This window comes from Paenibacillus xylanexedens, from assembly GCF_007676705.1.
Taxonomy (GTDB): Bacteria; Bacillota; Bacilli; order Paenibacillales; family Paenibacillaceae; genus Paenibacillus; species Paenibacillus xylanexedens_C.
Genome location: NZ_VEBF01000011.1, coordinates 64612 through 79074, shown reverse-complemented (window position 1 = coordinate 79074; position 14463 = coordinate 64612). Strand labels below are relative to the sequence as shown.

The following is a 14463-nucleotide window of genomic DNA, read 5'->3' as shown; positions in this document are numbered from 1 at the left end:
ATAGATAAGGTTATTGAACCATTCGGACCTTTCAAGCATCAAATTTCATTCATTTAGAAACGGGGTGTATTAACGATGAGTTTGCAACAACAGATCATCGCTGAATTGAAGGTTAAACCAAGCATTAACGAAGCAGAGGAAGTACGCAAGCGTGTTGATTTTCTGAAGACATATGTGAAAAATGCGGGTGCCAAAGGCCTGCTGATTGCAATCAGTGGCGGTATTGACAGTGCTGTGGCTACGGCGCTTTGCAAAAAAGCGACGGACGAGCTTACAGAAGAGAACAAACAAGAGTACAAAACTCTGGGTGTGTTCCAACCGTATGGTGAGCAATCCGATATTGACCACAGCTATGCTGTAGCAAAAGCATACGATCTGAAGTATGTCGTTGAAACGAATATCGAAGATGCGGTTAACGAGATTGCACTGGAAGTGGAGCAAGGCTTCAAGTCACTGGGCAGCCCACGCCATATGACTCATCAAGGCAAAGGTAACGTTAAAGCGAGAACCCGTATGGTGATGCAATATGCACTTTCGTTTGAAGAAAACCTGCTCGTCGTTGGTACGGATCACGCATCCGAAGCCATCACGGGTTTCTATACCAAATGGGGTGATGGTGCTGTAGATATCACACCACTGAGCACCCTGAACAAACGTCAGGTACGCCAGCTGGCAGCTTATCTGAATGTGCCACAGGCCATTTTGGACAAAGCACCATCGGCAGGATTGTGGGAAGGTCAGACGGATGAGGAGGAGCTGGGGATTTCGTATGAAGCCAACAGCGACTATCTCGAAGGCAAACAGATCGATCCGGCTGCACAAGAGCGTCTTGAAGCGTTCTATACGCGCACCCATCACAAACGCAATGCCATTCCTGGTATCTAATACGGGTGAATGAGCATAATCGTTATATAGGGAATGCAAAAAGAGTCACTGCTCACGCAGTGGCTCTTTTTGTTATGTGGAACGAACTACTATATTAAAGATGAGTTAGTTGCTCCAGTCTTTGATCTGTTGCAGGGTCTGGGTGATGGCTTGCTCCAGTTGTGGAGTGGTTTCTTTAAATGGATGTACCGTATTAAACGTGTGGTTCCCTTCAGGTATCTGGTGCCATGGGATATCTGGGCGTGCTTGCACAAGTGCGGCAGAACCGTCACGCAGACGTTGGGGATCTTCTGTTCCCTGAATGAGTGCGACTCGCAAAGTTGATGAAGCCAAGCGGTCAACGATAGCGTAACGTTTGCTATGCTTGTCCAGGTCTTCCAGGATAGATACATCCAGTGGCATCTGCTGGCCTGTACGTCCGTTAATGACATGGCTGCGGCCATGCGTACGCATTTCTTCTTTTTGCTCCGCTGTAAAGAGATCCAGGTTGGTTATACCATTCCAAGAGATTACACCTTGCACCTGCTCGGGATGATCCAGTGCATAGACGAGACTTACCCCTGCACCTCGGCTATGTCCAACCAGGTATACAGGAAGTCCAGCGAGTTCAGATTGTGTAGTCACATAATCAAGTACCAAGGCGAGATCAGCAAGTTCGCGGCTGTAGGTATTCACTGCGAACTTTTCAAGTTCAGAGAATTGCTCTAGATATTCGCCGATACCGTTGTGAGAGAAATTGAAGGTCAGCACATGATGCGTCTGGCTTAGCTGTGAAGCTGCATAGGGGAACATGCCCCAGTCTTTGAAGCCTTTGTATCCGTGAGCCAGAAGGATGACCCCTTGAGCGGGTTGTTGTGCAGGGAAAAAGTCCCCGCGAATGATCGCATCTACGTCAGTGGGCAATTCAAAAGTTATGGGCATGATTCAGACCTCCTAAGAGTTTCAGACGATTCCTGATTCATATTTTAGCATATATGGTAATGCGCATAGGTACTCGCTTCTGAGCGCCCCTCCTGCTACAATAGAATACGTGTTCGGATAGTTACGGATCATGTGATTGAATGGAGATCTTTTACAGTATAAAAGATTAAGCGGGTGAAGCGTTGATGATATATGGCATAGGCAATGATGTGCTGGAGATTGGACGTATGCGCAAGCTGCTGTCCGGTCGCCATGCGGAAGCTTTTATGAAACGAATCTTAACGCCAGCAGAGCGGGAGATCGCGGTCCATCGCGGGAAGCGGATGACGGAGTTTGTATCCGGCCGATTTGCTGCAAAAGAAGCGGTGTCCAAGGCATTTGGTTGCGGGATCGGTGGCATTATGGGGTTCACTGACATTGAAGTGCTGCCTGATGGGACAGGACGTCCAGTGGCCTCGCTGTCCAGTCAAGCCTGGGAACGCCTGCAGCTGCCCTACGACAAGCAATATGACATTCATTTGAGTATTACGCATCAGACGGAACTGGCAGCGGCTTTTGCCATCGTGGAACAGATGGAGAAGTAGTTAGCTTGGCAATAGGAGAGGACGGAAAAATGGGTTTAATGGAACAGAAACGACATTTCAGCGTGAATTTGCTGGATTGGTATATGATCAACCGACGGGATTTACCGTGGCGGCGTCACAACAATCCGTATTTTACATGGGTATCAGAGATTATGCTTCAGCAGACGCGGGTCGATACGGTAATTCCGTATTTCAATCGTTTTATTGGGAATTTCCCGACCATACAGGCGTTGGCGGAAGCACCCGAAGAGGACGTCTTGAAAAATTGGGAGGGACTCGGTTATTACTCCCGGGCACGTAATCTTCAGGCAGCCGCGAGACAAGTTATGGAGCTGCACGGAGGCGAGATGCCGCAGGACAAGCAGGCTGTCTTTGCATTAAAAGGGGTTGGCCCCTACACTGCCGGGGCCATTCTCAGCATTGCCTTCAACCAGCCGCAGCCTGCGGTAGATGGCAATGTCATGCGGGTCCTGTCCCGATACTTCCTTATTGATGAGGATATTATGAAGGGCAGCACCCGGGTGTTGATGGAAGAGCTCGCAGGAGAGCTCATTCCGGAAGGGCGGGCGCGTGATTTCAATCAGGCGCTGATGGAGCTTGGTGCGCTGGTGTGTACACCCAAAGCGCCGCACTGCCTGACTTGCCCGGTCATGGAGCAATGTTCCGGCCGTATCGCCGGAAGAGAGCTCACACTGCCGGTCAAGACCAAGGCGAAGCCGCCGCGCCCTGAGCAGCGGCTGGTCGCGATTGTGGAAGGCCGTGGTGATCATCACGGCCAAGTGCTGGTGCGCCAGCGCCCCGATACGGGCCTGCTCGCCCGCATGTGGGAGCTGCCGCATGTGCTCGCGGCGCCCGCCGCAGCTGGCAAGAAAGCGGCGCCGCTGGCGGATGAGCCGGCCATGGCATTGCTGGCCGGCAGTCTGTGGGCGGAAGGCTTCGCTGCCCGCCCGGAAGGGCTGGCTACCCATGCGGAGCATGTGTTCAGCCACATTGTCTGGAGCCTGCAGGTGTACAAGTGTACCGAGCAGGACCAGACTGGTGAGCTTCCGCTGATTGCAGCGGAAGCGAGAGCCGCCTACGATGCACAGGCGGCAGCAGGAGAGGCCACAGCCTTATCATCAGCTGTGTTACCTGAGTCAGCCGCAACGCATTCATCGGAGCCAAGCGCTCCTGAAGGACAGAATGTACGGACAGGTAAAGGCGATGGCCTGACCTACCGTTGGATCGGTCCAGAAGATATGGAGAAGATGGCATTTCCCAACATATTCTTGAAGCTAATCAGCAGTTATTTTGCTGGGGCTTATGAAGATGTTAGGGAATAATGAAGATATGAAAGCAAAAGAGCCTGGATTGGTAATAATGACCAATTCAGGCTCTTTTTTAATATGTTAACCGTTTTAGGTCAACCGTCTTATTTTGCAGAAGCGTAACGTTTGTTCACTTCATCCCAGTTGATTACATTCCAGAAAGCGGCGATGTAGTCAGGACGTTTGTTTTGGTAGTTCAGGTAGTAAGCGTGCTCCCATACATCCAGACCCAGAACCGGAGTCAGACCTTCGAAGAGAGGGCTGTCTTGGTTAGGTGTGCTAGTGATGGACAGTTTGCCATCTTTACCAACTACAAGCCAAGCCCAGCCGGAACCGAAGCGAGTTGTAGCTGCTTTAGCGAAATCTTCTTTGAATTTGTCAAAGCCACCCAGTTCGCTATCGATTGCTGCTGCGATATCGCCTGTAGGAGCGCCGCCGCCGTTAGGTCCGATGATTTCCCAGAACAAGCTGTGGTTAGCATGTCCGCCACCATTGTTGCGAACCGCTGTGCGGATGCCTTCAGGTACGCTGTCAAGGTTAGCAATCAGATCTTCCAAGCTTTTTTCTTGCAGTTCAGGAGCGCTTTCCAGAGCTGCGTTCAAGTTAGTTACATAAGTATTGTGATGGCGATCGTGGTGAATTTCCATCGTTTTTGCATCGATATGTGGTTCGAGTGCGTCGTTAGCGTAAGGAAGTGCCGGTAATTGAAAAGCCATAATGAAATACCTCCTGAGATTTTAGGTTTTTTGAATAGGTACATATGTAATAATACCCTTGCCACTAATATTAAACCGCATTCGGGCTAATTAAGCAACATTTTTGTTTATTAAGTACCCCAAGGTGTTGATCTAATGATGGGCCAGAGTTAACAAACATATTTTACCCTTTATGAATATATTTATGTGATTTTAGTAGAAATAAAAGCAAAAATATGAAGGAATACATTGTAAACGGTTACAATTAAGCGCTTTCAAAAGAAAATGCGTGTTTTATGGAGTAAAGTATGGTTTAATTGACGAAGAAGCGGTATTTTCTCGTTTTTTGTCATTATATGAACATTGGGTTTTTGGTAAAAAGGGAATCCTTTTTGTAAAAAACCTCATCTAAGCTAACGAAAAGGGAGATTTAAGACATGCACGTTCGTTCCTTTCAGTTGAGTGATGCAAGCCAGATGACGGAGCTTCTCCAGGTTGCACTATCGGAAGAGTGTTATGAGAACACGATGGGCCCGTTTGCCCGTCAATTGTCATGGGATTCTGACCTGATCATGGTTGCGGAAGAAGAGGGAGACCTCGTCGGCGCTTTGATCGGTACGATTGATCACAACCAGGGTTGTATCTACCGTATTGCGGTACATCCAGACTATCGTCGCCGTGGAGTCGGCAAAACACTTGTCGAGGCTATGGAACAAAGGTTCCAGCAGCGTAAAGTCAGCCAAGTATGGGTGGCGGGTGATGAGCACAACAAAGTAGCTATGCCTCTATATGAAGCGATGGGTTACGGTGCCAATCAGATTATGAGCGCTTTCCAGAATCTTAGTATTTTGTCAAAAGCTTAGTTTGCATGTTTATAAAGAAATAAAAAAAGATTTTCATTTCATATTAGGCATATCTTTAGCGTGTAATAACGTGAGGGATGTGCCTTTCTATTTATACGAGTGTTCTTCACGTATTATTCCTCCTGTTTTCGCATCCTTCTTATACTCCTCCGGTGTCTTCGAGTTCTGTTAAATCCATACGGTTGTTCCGGGTAAGCTAGTGATACCTAAGGTATTGGTGCTCATAACCAATTGTTTCACTCTCCCAAATGAAGTAGACTGAAAGGGAGCATGATCATTCATTTTAGACGTTTTATTCAACTAATTGATAAACGAGGTGTCCCTTTGAATTCCAATAACCTTTCAATGGAACATGTGACTTCCGAGCAACGTAATGAACCGCCTAAGCCTGAACAACCGGGGAAATCCTGGGTTGCTGAGCTGTGGGATTGGGTCAAAACAATAGTTGTAGCTTTTGTAATCATGATGCTGCTGAACCTGTTTGTGTTCAACCTGTCGATGGTCAAGGGACAGTCCATGCAGCCGACACTGGTTGAGCGAGATCGTCTGTTCGTCAACAAAATCGTATATCATCTGGGTACACCTTCCCGATCAGATGTGATTGTACTTCGTGATCCAAGCGAAGGTGTGGAGAAGAAGGATTTTCTGGTTAAACGGATCGTTGGACTGCCGGGAGATACGATTGAGGTCAGGGATCACCATCTATATGTGAACGGCGAGCAGCAAGCGGAAACGTATACTGATATTGAGGTACAAGACCCGGATTTTGGTCCAATTACACTGGAGCCGGATCATTTCTTCGTGATGGGGGATAATCGTCATGAAGGTAAAAGTAAGGATAGCCGAGTGTTTGGCAGTATTACATCCGATGAGATTGTAGGCAAGGCTGAATTTATTTTTTGGCCGTTTTCTGAATTGAAAAAATTGTAAAGTGCTGGCGAGACAACAACTTCAGAGCGCATTTTGCGTTAAATTATATAGACTCGTTCCGTTTGACTTCAAGTATGCAAGGCATATACAGAAATTAACGCCTGTCCTCTCTTATCGTGAGGCGGGCGTTCACTATTTACGGAATAAGTGTCGGAAGAAAAGAGGAAAGAGAAATGACGAGCGTACAGACCGGGGGGGCACAGGCAGCCTCCGTATGGGAGAAGTTAAAACAGGAGATCAAGGAAGCTGGCCCCGGACTGGGCATTGATGATATCGGATTTGCTTCGGCAGAACCCTTCGTAACACTTAAATCCATACTCGAACAGCATCGGGCTAAAGGGTATGAGTCCGGATTTGAAGAGCCGGATATTGAGAAAAGGGTACGTCCGGAGTTGAAGGATGGCGAGCCGGCTTCACTTATTGCGATAGCCGTGGCATACCCATCGAAGATGGTGAACCCGCCGAAGTCGGAGCCGGGAGCCTATCGGGGGATCTTTGCCCGTTCCGCATGGGGGCAGGATTATCACCAGGTTCTGCGTACAGCCATGGACAAGCTGGTTAATTTCATACGGGAGCGCGTACCTGAAGCCATGATCGAAAGTATGGTTGACACCGGAGCGCTGGTGGATCGTGCGGTGTCCCAGCGTGCGGGGATTGGTTTTAGTGCCAAGAACTGTGCCATTATATCACCCAAATTCGGTTCATGGATTTTCCTCGGGGAACTGGTGACGAATATTCCATTCCAGCCGGATACACCTGTAACTGAGGATTGTGGTGAATGTACAAAATGTATCGATGCCTGTCCAACAGGAGCATTAGTAGGTCCCGGACAGTTAAATTCATCACGGTGTATTTCTTTTGTAACCCAAACCAAAGGGTTCGTGGATGAAGAATTTATGCTAAAAATCGGTAATCGTCTGTACGGTTGTGATACTTGTCAGATTGTTTGTCCGAAGAACCGGGGTAAGAACTGGGATCACCATCCCGAGTTTCATCCCGATCCGGAGATTGTGAAGCCGCTGCTGCTACCGCTACTGGATATTAGCAACCGGGAGTTCAAAGAACGGTTCGGTCAGAGTTCCGCCGCATGGCGTGGCAAGAAGCCGATTCAACGAAACGCCGTTATTGCCCTGGGCAATTTCAAAGATAAAAGTGCTGTACCCAAACTTACGGAAGTACTAAAACGTGATCCGCGCCCTGAGCTACGGGGAACTGCAGCTTGGGCGCTAAGTAGAATTGGAGGAGAAGACGCCATGAGAGCAATTGGGGAAGCTGCCGCTAACGAACAAGATGGGAACGTACTAAGCATGCTGCAGAAGGCCAAGGAACGACTGAGTTCGTCCGAGACCTTACCCAAACAGCCACAGGCTGGACAAGTGAGTGAGAAGCAGCCAGAGGAACAGAAGAATAATGAGCGCAACACATTACAGGCATTACAACAGGAATTGAAAATGGAAGCTGCGACTGAACCGGGTAATGAGCAATCCGCGAAGCCTGCCAAACCGGAAGCCGCAGCGTGGAAGCCTTCAGCAGTTACGGGGCTTCATGGCAAGCCAGTATACTACGATGAGATACTGACACCGATTGGTCCACTAACGTTATGTGCTACGGATGAAGGACTGTGTCACATCGACTTTGGCGCCTTTCACGTACGGGAAGCTCACCTGCAGCAATGGGCCCGTATATGGATTGGCGAGTATCGCTATGAGAAAAATGAAGAGAAGCTCAGCGAAGCTGCAAAGCAGTTACAGCAGTATTTTGCGGGAGAAAGAAAGGTGTTCGAATTGCAGCTTGATCGGCTTGGAACACCATTCCAGCTACAAGTATGGCAAGTTCTGTCCGATATATCTTATGGAGAGGCCTCATCACACCAACAGGTTGCGGAAATCATCGGCAGGCCCAAGGCTGTTCGTGCAGTTCTGGACGCCATTAGCAAGAATCCGATTCCGATTATAATTCCCTGTCACCGCATCAGCGGTAAAGACGGCACACTGGTGGGTTATGTAGGCGGTCTGCAAACCAAGGAGCAATTGCTCGCTTTGGAGCAGCGATCGTAAGAGCGGGGGACGTTCATGAAGTATGTAAACGTGGAGAGCGTGGAAGCGGGGGAGCTTCTGGGTAAGACGGTATATTCCAGTAACGGTACGGTACTGCTGTCTGCCGGAGTCCAGCTCACCGTATATATGGTCAATACGCTGAAACGTATTGGCGTGACCATGCTGTACATCCAGGATGAAGCTTATAAAGATGTGAATTCAGAAGACATTCTGGATGAAACCACAAAACGGGCAATAATTAACGAAATGAGTGTCACACTTGAAGCGGTGCGTTCCGGGAAGGATTGGAGTCCAAGAAGGGTAGCTCTCAGTATAGACAAGCTGCTGAATGATGTTCTGAACGGGCGTGAGTTGCTGGTGCAGCTCACCGATATTCGAACCAAAGACAATGCGCAGTATGTTCATGCCATGAATGTATGTTTGTTGTCTTCGGTCATCGGAATGAATATGGGACTCAACTATAACCAACTGAAGGATCTTGCTGTGGGGGCATTATTGCATGATATTGGCAAAGTGGGGGAACCCCCTGGCAGTGGTTCTGCTGCCAACTCTTCACTGCATCATACGTGGCGCGGATTCGAAGTGATTAAGAACAAGCGGGAGTTCAGTCTGATGGTCGCCCATACAGCCTTACAACATCATGAGCATGTAGATGGCACAGGCATGCCGAGAGGCATCAAGGGAAATGATATCCATCTGTTTGCAAGGATCGTTAGTGCGGCGAACATCTATGATAATCTGATTAATGGATTATCGCAGGACAGCCTGTTACCACATGAAGCCTGTGAAGAGATGATGGCAATGTCTAACACCAGGCTAGATCGAGACATTTTGATTGAGTTCAACAAAAGTGTATCGGTATACCCCAACGGTACAGCCGTGAGGCTGTCTACCAAAGAGACGGGAGTCATTGTGCGTCAGCATCGAGGATTGCCAGGCAGACCTGTAATCCGAGTGGCACGAGGCAGTACACGTTATTCTCTGGATGTGGTCGAAATCGATCTGGCCCAGCATACAACCGTTTTCATTGAAGCCGTCATGAGTTAGCTTGCCGGCGGTTCAACTGGAAAATCCGTTTGCTCAAGGCGTGCGGAAATGCTATGATACTTTCAGGAAATCCGGTCTGTGTCAGGTTTGCAACATGTGCGTTTAACATCATGAAGTGGCACGGATTATCAGGCTTTTTAGAATGCATACAGAGGTGTCTAAGAGATGGATATTGTTATACCGATTATTACATTGATTGTTGGTCTGGTCGGGGGATTTTTCATCGGGGTGTTCTACTTGCGTAAACAACTTGAGAAAATGCAAAGCAATCCGGACATGCTTCAGAAAATGGCGAAGCAAATGGGCTACAACCTGAACGGCAAGCAAATGCAGCGTGCCCAGCAGATGATGAAGAACCAGCAGCCAGGAGCAAAAATGCCCCAGCCGCAACAACATCCTGCGCGTAAAAATTCGGGCCGCCGAAAATAATAGCAGTGAAGTGAATAACTGCTTACCGTATGTGGTTCGAAAGGAGGCGTTCGGCAGTGGCTGGCGTTAAAGATTATTTGAATTCAAAAGTGTCCGACAATCGGGAGAAGATCGAGTATCATGTAGAGCAGATCCTGAAATTGATCGGAGAAGATAGTACACGTGAAGGGCTGCTTGAAACGCCTGCACGTGTGACCCGAATGTATGAAGAAATTTTTGGCGGATATGAAGTAGACCCGCGCGATGTGCTCGGTGTTACTTTTGACGAGAATCATGAAGAACTGGTTATCGTTAAAGATATTGTCTACTACAGTCAATGTGAGCACCATATGGCGCCGTTCTTTGGCAAGGTGCACATTGGGTATGTACCAAGCGGAAAAATCGTCGGTTTGAGCAAAATGGCTCGTCTGGTCGAAGCGGTAACACGTCGCCTGCAGGTTCAGGAACGTATTACTTCCCAGATCGCTGACATTTTGACAGAGGCCGTAGAGCCACACGGTGTTATGGTCGTTGTGGAGGGCGAGCACTTGTGTATGTGTTCCCGCGGTGTGAAGAAACCAGGAAGCAAGACGGTAACGTCTGCTGTACGTGGTTCCTTCCGTGAGAATCCGGCTCAACGTGCCGAGTTCTTGTCTTTGGTAAAAGATTAAGATCGGGTATGTCCACTTGCTGGACAAGCCAGATGATTAGATCCTTTTGGTTTTGAAAGCAGAAGTTTCGAGTTTCTGAAACCACAGGATGTGATATAAATAAGCCGTGTTCCCTGGGGAACCGGCTTATTTATATATGGCGTTTTTTCATTCATATAATGCATACAACCGAATTCGTTAGCCGGAGGTAATGGAACGATGAGTGTACCTTCCCATTCAGATCAACCGGTTCAGCCGGAAAAGGGACCACAAGCGGATAAACATACCATGCGTTTGCAAATCTGGGAGACACCACTCAAGCGACACGGCAGCAGCGTGCTCGAAGCTTTTGCATGGGAAGAAGTCATGTGCAGACGGGTCGGGGCAGGGCATCTGCCTGTTGCGCATATATGGCGACATCCAGATGCCTTTGTAGCGGGTTTGCGTGACCGCAGGCTGCCACAGGCTGTAGAATCGATGGAACGGATAAGAAGCCAGGGTACAGCGGTCTGTGTTCGACCTTCTGGTGGAGCGGCGGTTCCTCTAAATCCAGGGATCGTCAATGTGTCACTGATTCTGCCTAATCCCGGACATGCCATTAATATTCATGATGATTTCCGGGAGATGGCTTCGATTATTGCCGAGTCGCTAGCGCCGTGGTCGAATCAGGCGCAGACAGGCGAAGTGCAGGGTGCTTTTTGCCCGGGGGATTATGATGTCAGTGTAGGTGGGCTGAAATTCTGTGGTATTGCCCAGCGCAGGCAAGCCAAGGCGTGTATCATTACTGCTTTTATCATCGTGGAAGGCCAGGGAGATCAATTGGCAGCAGACGTACGTAAATTCTATCAGCACGCAGCGGGTGGGGCGAGTGAAGGATATCCTGATGTTCAGCCGGGTACGATGGCCAGTCTGAAAGAATTGGCAGGTGTACCTTCTGCTGCGGCATATACTGCCTCGTTGGTTCGGACACTGCGCGATCGCTATCCCAAGGCGGAGACAAGCCGCGTGTTAAGCGTCGGCACTGAAGAGGTGCGATTGACAGCGGAGCAGATGAAACTGCGCTATGATTAAGATCTTTTTACTTGGACTTGGAATTGGGTAATAGAGATGATATGATGTGATTTCGGAAGGAGAGTGTTAGGATGGAAACGTTGAGATATACGTACTTATATGAGGTTGTATCTACAGGCGAAAAGTCTGAGTTCAGCCAAATGGCAACAAGCAAGGAAGAGGCTGCTACACTGATCGTTGCACGTATTGCCGATCTGGAGTTTACAGATGAGGCTGACATCAAGTTGGGCGATCTGATCGCCATTAGCAAACAGGTTGGCGACAACTATGTGGCGTGCGAGGGCTGTGCTTCTTAAGTGAGCATTTTGCTATAGGAAGTCTCTCAAAATACAAGCAAGTCTCTTTTACAGGAGACTTGCTTTTTTGTATGAAATTTAGAAGAGATATCTTTCAGTCATTCGTCTGGAGATATCTCTTTTTTACATACATTCTTATCCCGATCTCAGTAAGGTGGCCACAACAACTTGCGTGCCGTTTCGTAACGTTCGGCCACAGCCGGCCAGTAGACGACATTCCACCAGTCCTCGATATACTTTTTACGTTCGTTCTGATGCTTCAGATAGTAGGCGTGTTCCCAGACATCCAGGGGCAGGAGTGGAACGATGTCGGACTGGGACAGGTTCTGGTGTTTCTCTGCCTGCAGAATCTCCAAGCGGTGTGCTCGCGGACTCCAGACAAGCATGGCCCAGCCACTGCCTTCTACTTTGTTCGCAGCTTCCGTGAATTGGTTCTTGAATGCTTCGTAGCTGCCGAAATCCCGTTTGATCTGCTCAGCGAGCATGCCGGAAGGCTTGCCGCCGCCAGCAGGATTCATAATCGTCCAGAAGATCGTATGCAGGTAGTGGCCTGCCCCATTGAAGGCTAGTTCACGTTCCCAGTGCTTGATGAGTTCAAAGTTATTCTTTTTCCGCGACTCCGCCAGCTTCTTCTCCGCTACATTCAGTCCATCCACGTAGGATTGATGGTGTTTATCGTGATGGATACGCATCGTCAGCTCATCAATATGCGGCTCCAGCGCATTGTACGCATAGGGAAGTGGTGGCAGTGTGTGCCCACCAATGGGAACTGGCTTTTCTTTTACTGGAGGTGAGGTAGAGACAGGCTGGCTCGAAGCACTTCCGCTGGGTGAAGGCTGAACTGCTGCGGATTGGATCTGAGCTGAAGCAGCAGGTGCATTTACATTCCCCTCTGGAGAAGTTGGAGCCTCTGAAGCTTGGCGATGGACACTTCCCGGTCCTGAGGCATGCAACGCATTTTCCAGCAAAAGTGACGGCTCGGAATCCGTTTCTCGCATGATCCCAGGTTGACTGAGTGTATCCAGTACGCCAAGAAAATACTCCGATTCGCGGATAACATGCAAAATGAGTGCTTTGGCAAGCGGAACAGCTTGAACAGCAGCGCTTTGCTCCAGAAGAACATATAGCTGTTTGATGAACTCCCTGGATTGCTGGCGGGCAGCCGATACGAGTTGATCAACACAACCAATCATGTAGGGCGCGGGTGGATGGGTTCCCGGTAATAGTTGCTTTAATAGCTGATTCGCTACTCTCTCACTGTGCTCAAAAGTAGCCTCCCATTCCTCCAGGAGCTTAACGTATGGGGGCTCCAGTTCAGGGACCAGTGCACGAATGACTAGCGTATGTTCTTTCTCCTGCTCTTTCCAGAAACGAATTTCCTCCAATGTCCGCAGAGGCAGCAGGTGACCATATCCATACCAGTTCATATCTGGTGGACCTCCTTCAGATGAATTCCATTGCATGTTCATACCATCGGTTAATGCGTCCCAAGAGTATATTCCGCTGGCCTGTTGTCCTATGTACGCAAAAAAAAGAGCCCCGAAGGGCTCAAGGATCAACGAGAAACTCAATTGTTAAAATACGGTCATTCTCCATTATTCGTGTTCTGCACATCGTCACTGCTTGTCTTCGTAACATGACTCAGGAACGTAGAGACACGGCGAAGATATTCCTTCGGGTGTTCCCGGAAAATAAGTTCATGATGCGCGTCCTGGACAATCCATTCATCCGAGTACGGATTGGTTTGGTTGGCGGCGAGTTGCTCTGCAATCGGGTAAGGTGCCTTCTCGTCCTCCGTACCATGGATAAAGAAGATCGGGAACGGATAGTCCTCTTTTTTAACTTCCTGATACGGAATCTGCTGTAATCCGGTTCCATTCAGAACGGGGAACAACAGTTTCATAATCTCCAGTGTCGGTTGACGCGGGAGGTCAATCTGGTTGTGAATGTTGTGGTACAGCGTATCCGGCTCAAGCAGGAACGCACTGTCCAGAATCATCGCATCGACTTCCTTCGTAATAAGTCCGGTTTGTAACGCTGTACCGGCACCCATCGAGAAGCCCCAGACAACCAATTCCTGCGCACCACGCTGCTTGGCAAACTGGATCGCACCGAGCAACTGCTGTGACTCGGCTTTGCCACCTGTGGCTACAGCTTTGTTTACTTGGGAGGCAAAACCGTAATCGAACATCACCACGTTGAACCCGAGTTGATGGGCATAGTGGGCCAGATCGTACATAGGTACCCATGTTTCTTCCCGATTGGCACCATATCCGTGACTGAAGATGATCGTTTTGCTCGCAGTGTTGTCAGCAGGAATATACCATCCCTGCATCGTCCGGCTGCCATCTGCTGCCGGAAACGTGATGTCTTCGTACTTCATGTTCTTGGCCTGCATTGGATTGGAGAAGACAGGCGCTACAGTTGGATTGGATAATACCCATGCGATATAACCATGCAGTGCAATAAAACAAAACAGCAGAAAAAATACAACGGAGAGCAGCAACGCTACGATAATATGTTTGAACCGAATCAGCCTCGGTGATAACGAAGAGGGCAGATCGGACACTTTTGTTTGCAGCGGGGCTTCGCTCTGGGATGTTGGATACATGAATGCCCCTCCTTTGAAGTTCAGTTGAAGATAACAACGACATGAAAAGAGAATTACGTCTATTTCAGAACCTGCTTCAGAGCGATATCTTAAAGTAATATATCTTTATCGTATGTTCCAATATAGTCAAAGTCAATT

The 14463-nt window shown here is 48.7% G+C and carries 15 protein-coding genes; 11 read left to right on the top strand and 4 right to left on the bottom strand.

Annotation, left to right across the window (positions count from 1 at the left end):
* Positions 1-75: 75 nt before the first annotated feature.
* Positions 76-885, top strand: coding sequence for an ammonia-dependent NAD(+) synthetase (gene nadE / locus FS628_RS28800; protein ID WP_145326476.1), 810 nt, complete (start codon positions 76-78; stop codon positions 883-885).
* Positions 886-990: 105 nt separating this feature from the next.
* Here the strand turns inward: nadE and FS628_RS28795 are convergent, their stop codons facing one another.
* Positions 991-1806 (bottom strand): alpha/beta hydrolase family protein, encoded by an 816-nt coding sequence (locus FS628_RS28795; protein ID WP_145326475.1) that lies wholly within the window; start codon positions 1804-1806, stop codon positions 991-993.
* 185 nt (positions 1807-1991) lie between these two features.
* Here FS628_RS28795 and acpS point away from each other — a divergent pair, with 185 nt between their 5' ends.
* Both acpS and mutY read left to right on the top strand, forming a co-directional pair.
* Positions 1992-2390 carry a holo-ACP synthase gene (gene acpS, locus FS628_RS28790; RefSeq protein WP_145326474.1) on the top strand — a complete coding sequence of 133 codons (399 nt, stop codon included), beginning with the start codon at positions 1992-1994 and terminating at the stop codon, positions 2388-2390.
* Between the two features lie 29 nt (positions 2391-2419).
* Positions 2420-3712: an A/G-specific adenine glycosylase gene (gene mutY / locus FS628_RS28785; protein WP_145326473.1), complete on the top strand. Its 1293-nt coding sequence runs from the start codon at positions 2420-2422 to the stop codon at positions 3710-3712.
* 89 nt (positions 3713-3801) lie between these two features.
* On the opposite strand, the gene FS628_RS28780 is transcribed toward mutY, so the two are convergent.
* Positions 3802-4413, bottom strand: a complete 612-nt coding sequence (locus FS628_RS28780) for a superoxide dismutase (RefSeq protein ID WP_145326472.1) — start codon at positions 4411-4413, stop codon at positions 3802-3804.
* Between the two features lie 416 nt (positions 4414-4829).
* On the opposite strand from FS628_RS28780, the gene FS628_RS28775 reads away from it, so the two are divergent.
* The 8 genes from FS628_RS28775 to FS628_RS28740 all read left to right on the top strand — a co-directional run bounded on the left by FS628_RS28775 (position 4830) and on the right by FS628_RS28740 (position 11714).
* The gene (locus tag FS628_RS28775) at positions 4830-5255 is read left to right on the top strand and encodes a GNAT family N-acetyltransferase (protein ID WP_145326471.1); all 426 of its coding nucleotides are present in this window, start codon (positions 4830-4832) and stop codon (positions 5253-5255) included.
* 345 nt (positions 5256-5600) lie between these two features.
* Positions 5601-6185 carry a signal peptidase I gene (gene lepB, locus FS628_RS28770; protein ID WP_145326509.1) on the top strand — a complete coding sequence of 195 codons (585 nt, stop codon included), beginning with the start codon at positions 5601-5603 and terminating at the stop codon, positions 6183-6185.
* A gap of 173 nt (positions 6186-6358) precedes the next feature.
* A complete protein-coding gene (gene queG, locus FS628_RS28765; protein ID WP_145326470.1) occupies positions 6359-8242 on the top strand; it encodes a tRNA epoxyqueuosine(34) reductase QueG in 1884 nt (627 codons plus the stop codon).
* 15 nt (positions 8243-8257) lie between these two features.
* Positions 8258-9289, top strand: coding sequence for an HD domain-containing phosphohydrolase (locus FS628_RS28760; RefSeq protein ID WP_145326469.1), 1032 nt, complete (start codon positions 8258-8260; stop codon positions 9287-9289).
* Between the two features lie 165 nt (positions 9290-9454).
* Positions 9455-9718, top strand: a complete 264-nt coding sequence (locus FS628_RS28755) for a YneF family protein (protein WP_145326468.1) — start codon at positions 9455-9457, stop codon at positions 9716-9718.
* Positions 9719-9774: 56 nt separating this feature from the next.
* The gene (gene folE / locus FS628_RS28750; protein ID WP_036668229.1) at positions 9775-10368 is read left to right on the top strand and encodes a GTP cyclohydrolase I FolE; all 594 of its coding nucleotides are present in this window, start codon (positions 9775-9777) and stop codon (positions 10366-10368) included.
* A 198-nt stretch (positions 10369-10566) separates the two neighbouring features.
* Positions 10567-11418 (top strand): lipoate--protein ligase family protein, encoded by an 852-nt coding sequence (locus FS628_RS28745; protein WP_145326467.1) that lies wholly within the window; start codon positions 10567-10569, stop codon positions 11416-11418.
* Between the two features lie 71 nt (positions 11419-11489).
* Entirely contained in the window at positions 11490-11714 is a 225-nt protein-coding gene (locus tag FS628_RS28740; RefSeq protein WP_145326466.1) for a hypothetical protein, read from the top strand.
* Positions 11715-11860: 146 nt separating this feature from the next.
* Here the strand turns inward: FS628_RS28740 and FS628_RS28735 are convergent, their stop codons facing one another.
* Positions 11861-13141 carry a Fe-Mn family superoxide dismutase gene (locus FS628_RS28735; protein ID WP_145326465.1) on the bottom strand — a complete coding sequence of 427 codons (1281 nt, stop codon included), beginning with the start codon at positions 13139-13141 and terminating at the stop codon, positions 11861-11863.
* Between the two features lie 158 nt (positions 13142-13299).
* Positions 13300-14325 carry an alpha/beta hydrolase gene (locus tag FS628_RS28730; protein WP_145326464.1) on the bottom strand — a complete coding sequence of 342 codons (1026 nt, stop codon included), beginning with the start codon at positions 14323-14325 and terminating at the stop codon, positions 13300-13302.
* Between the last annotated feature and the right edge of the window lie 138 nt (positions 14326-14463).

What these genes read in the sequence shown, in the direction of transcription:
- FS628_RS28760 (WP_145326469.1), top strand. Translation starts at nt 8,258, where the DNA reads ATGAAGTATGTAAACGTGGAGAGCGTGGAAGCGGGGGAGCTTCTGGGT.
- queG (WP_145326470.1), top strand. Translation starts at nt 6,359, where the DNA reads ATGACGAGCGTACAGACCGGGGGGGCACAGGCAGCCTCCGTATGGGAG.
- FS628_RS28745 (WP_145326467.1), top strand. Translation starts at nt 10,567, where the DNA reads ATGAGTGTACCTTCCCATTCAGATCAACCGGTTCAGCCGGAAAAGGGA.
- nadE (WP_145326476.1), top strand. Translation starts at nt 76, where the DNA reads ATGAGTTTGCAACAACAGATCATCGCTGAATTGAAGGTTAAACCAAGC.
- FS628_RS28780 (WP_145326472.1), bottom strand. Translation starts at nt 4,413, where the DNA reads ATGGCTTTTCAATTACCGGCACTTCCTTACGCTAACGACGCACTCGAA.
- FS628_RS28775 (WP_145326471.1), top strand. Translation starts at nt 4,830, where the DNA reads ATGCACGTTCGTTCCTTTCAGTTGAGTGATGCAAGCCAGATGACGGAG.
- FS628_RS28795 (WP_145326475.1), bottom strand. Translation starts at nt 1,806, where the DNA reads ATGCCCATAACTTTTGAATTGCCCACTGACGTAGATGCGATCATTCGC.
- FS628_RS28740 (WP_145326466.1), top strand. Translation starts at nt 11,490, where the DNA reads ATGGAAACGTTGAGATATACGTACTTATATGAGGTTGTATCTACAGGC.
- FS628_RS28730 (WP_145326464.1), bottom strand. Translation starts at nt 14,325, where the DNA reads ATGTATCCAACATCCCAGAGCGAAGCCCCGCTGCAAACAAAAGTGTCC.
- FS628_RS28735 (WP_145326465.1), bottom strand. Translation starts at nt 13,141, where the DNA reads ATGAACTGGTATGGATATGGTCACCTGCTGCCTCTGCGGACATTGGAG.
- acpS (WP_145326474.1), top strand. Translation starts at nt 1,992, where the DNA reads ATGATATATGGCATAGGCAATGATGTGCTGGAGATTGGACGTATGCGC.
- lepB (WP_145326509.1), top strand. Translation starts at nt 5,601, where the DNA reads ATGGAACATGTGACTTCCGAGCAACGTAATGAACCGCCTAAGCCTGAA.
- mutY (WP_145326473.1), top strand. Translation starts at nt 2,420, where the DNA reads ATGGGTTTAATGGAACAGAAACGACATTTCAGCGTGAATTTGCTGGAT.
- FS628_RS28755 (WP_145326468.1), top strand. Translation starts at nt 9,455, where the DNA reads ATGGATATTGTTATACCGATTATTACATTGATTGTTGGTCTGGTCGGG.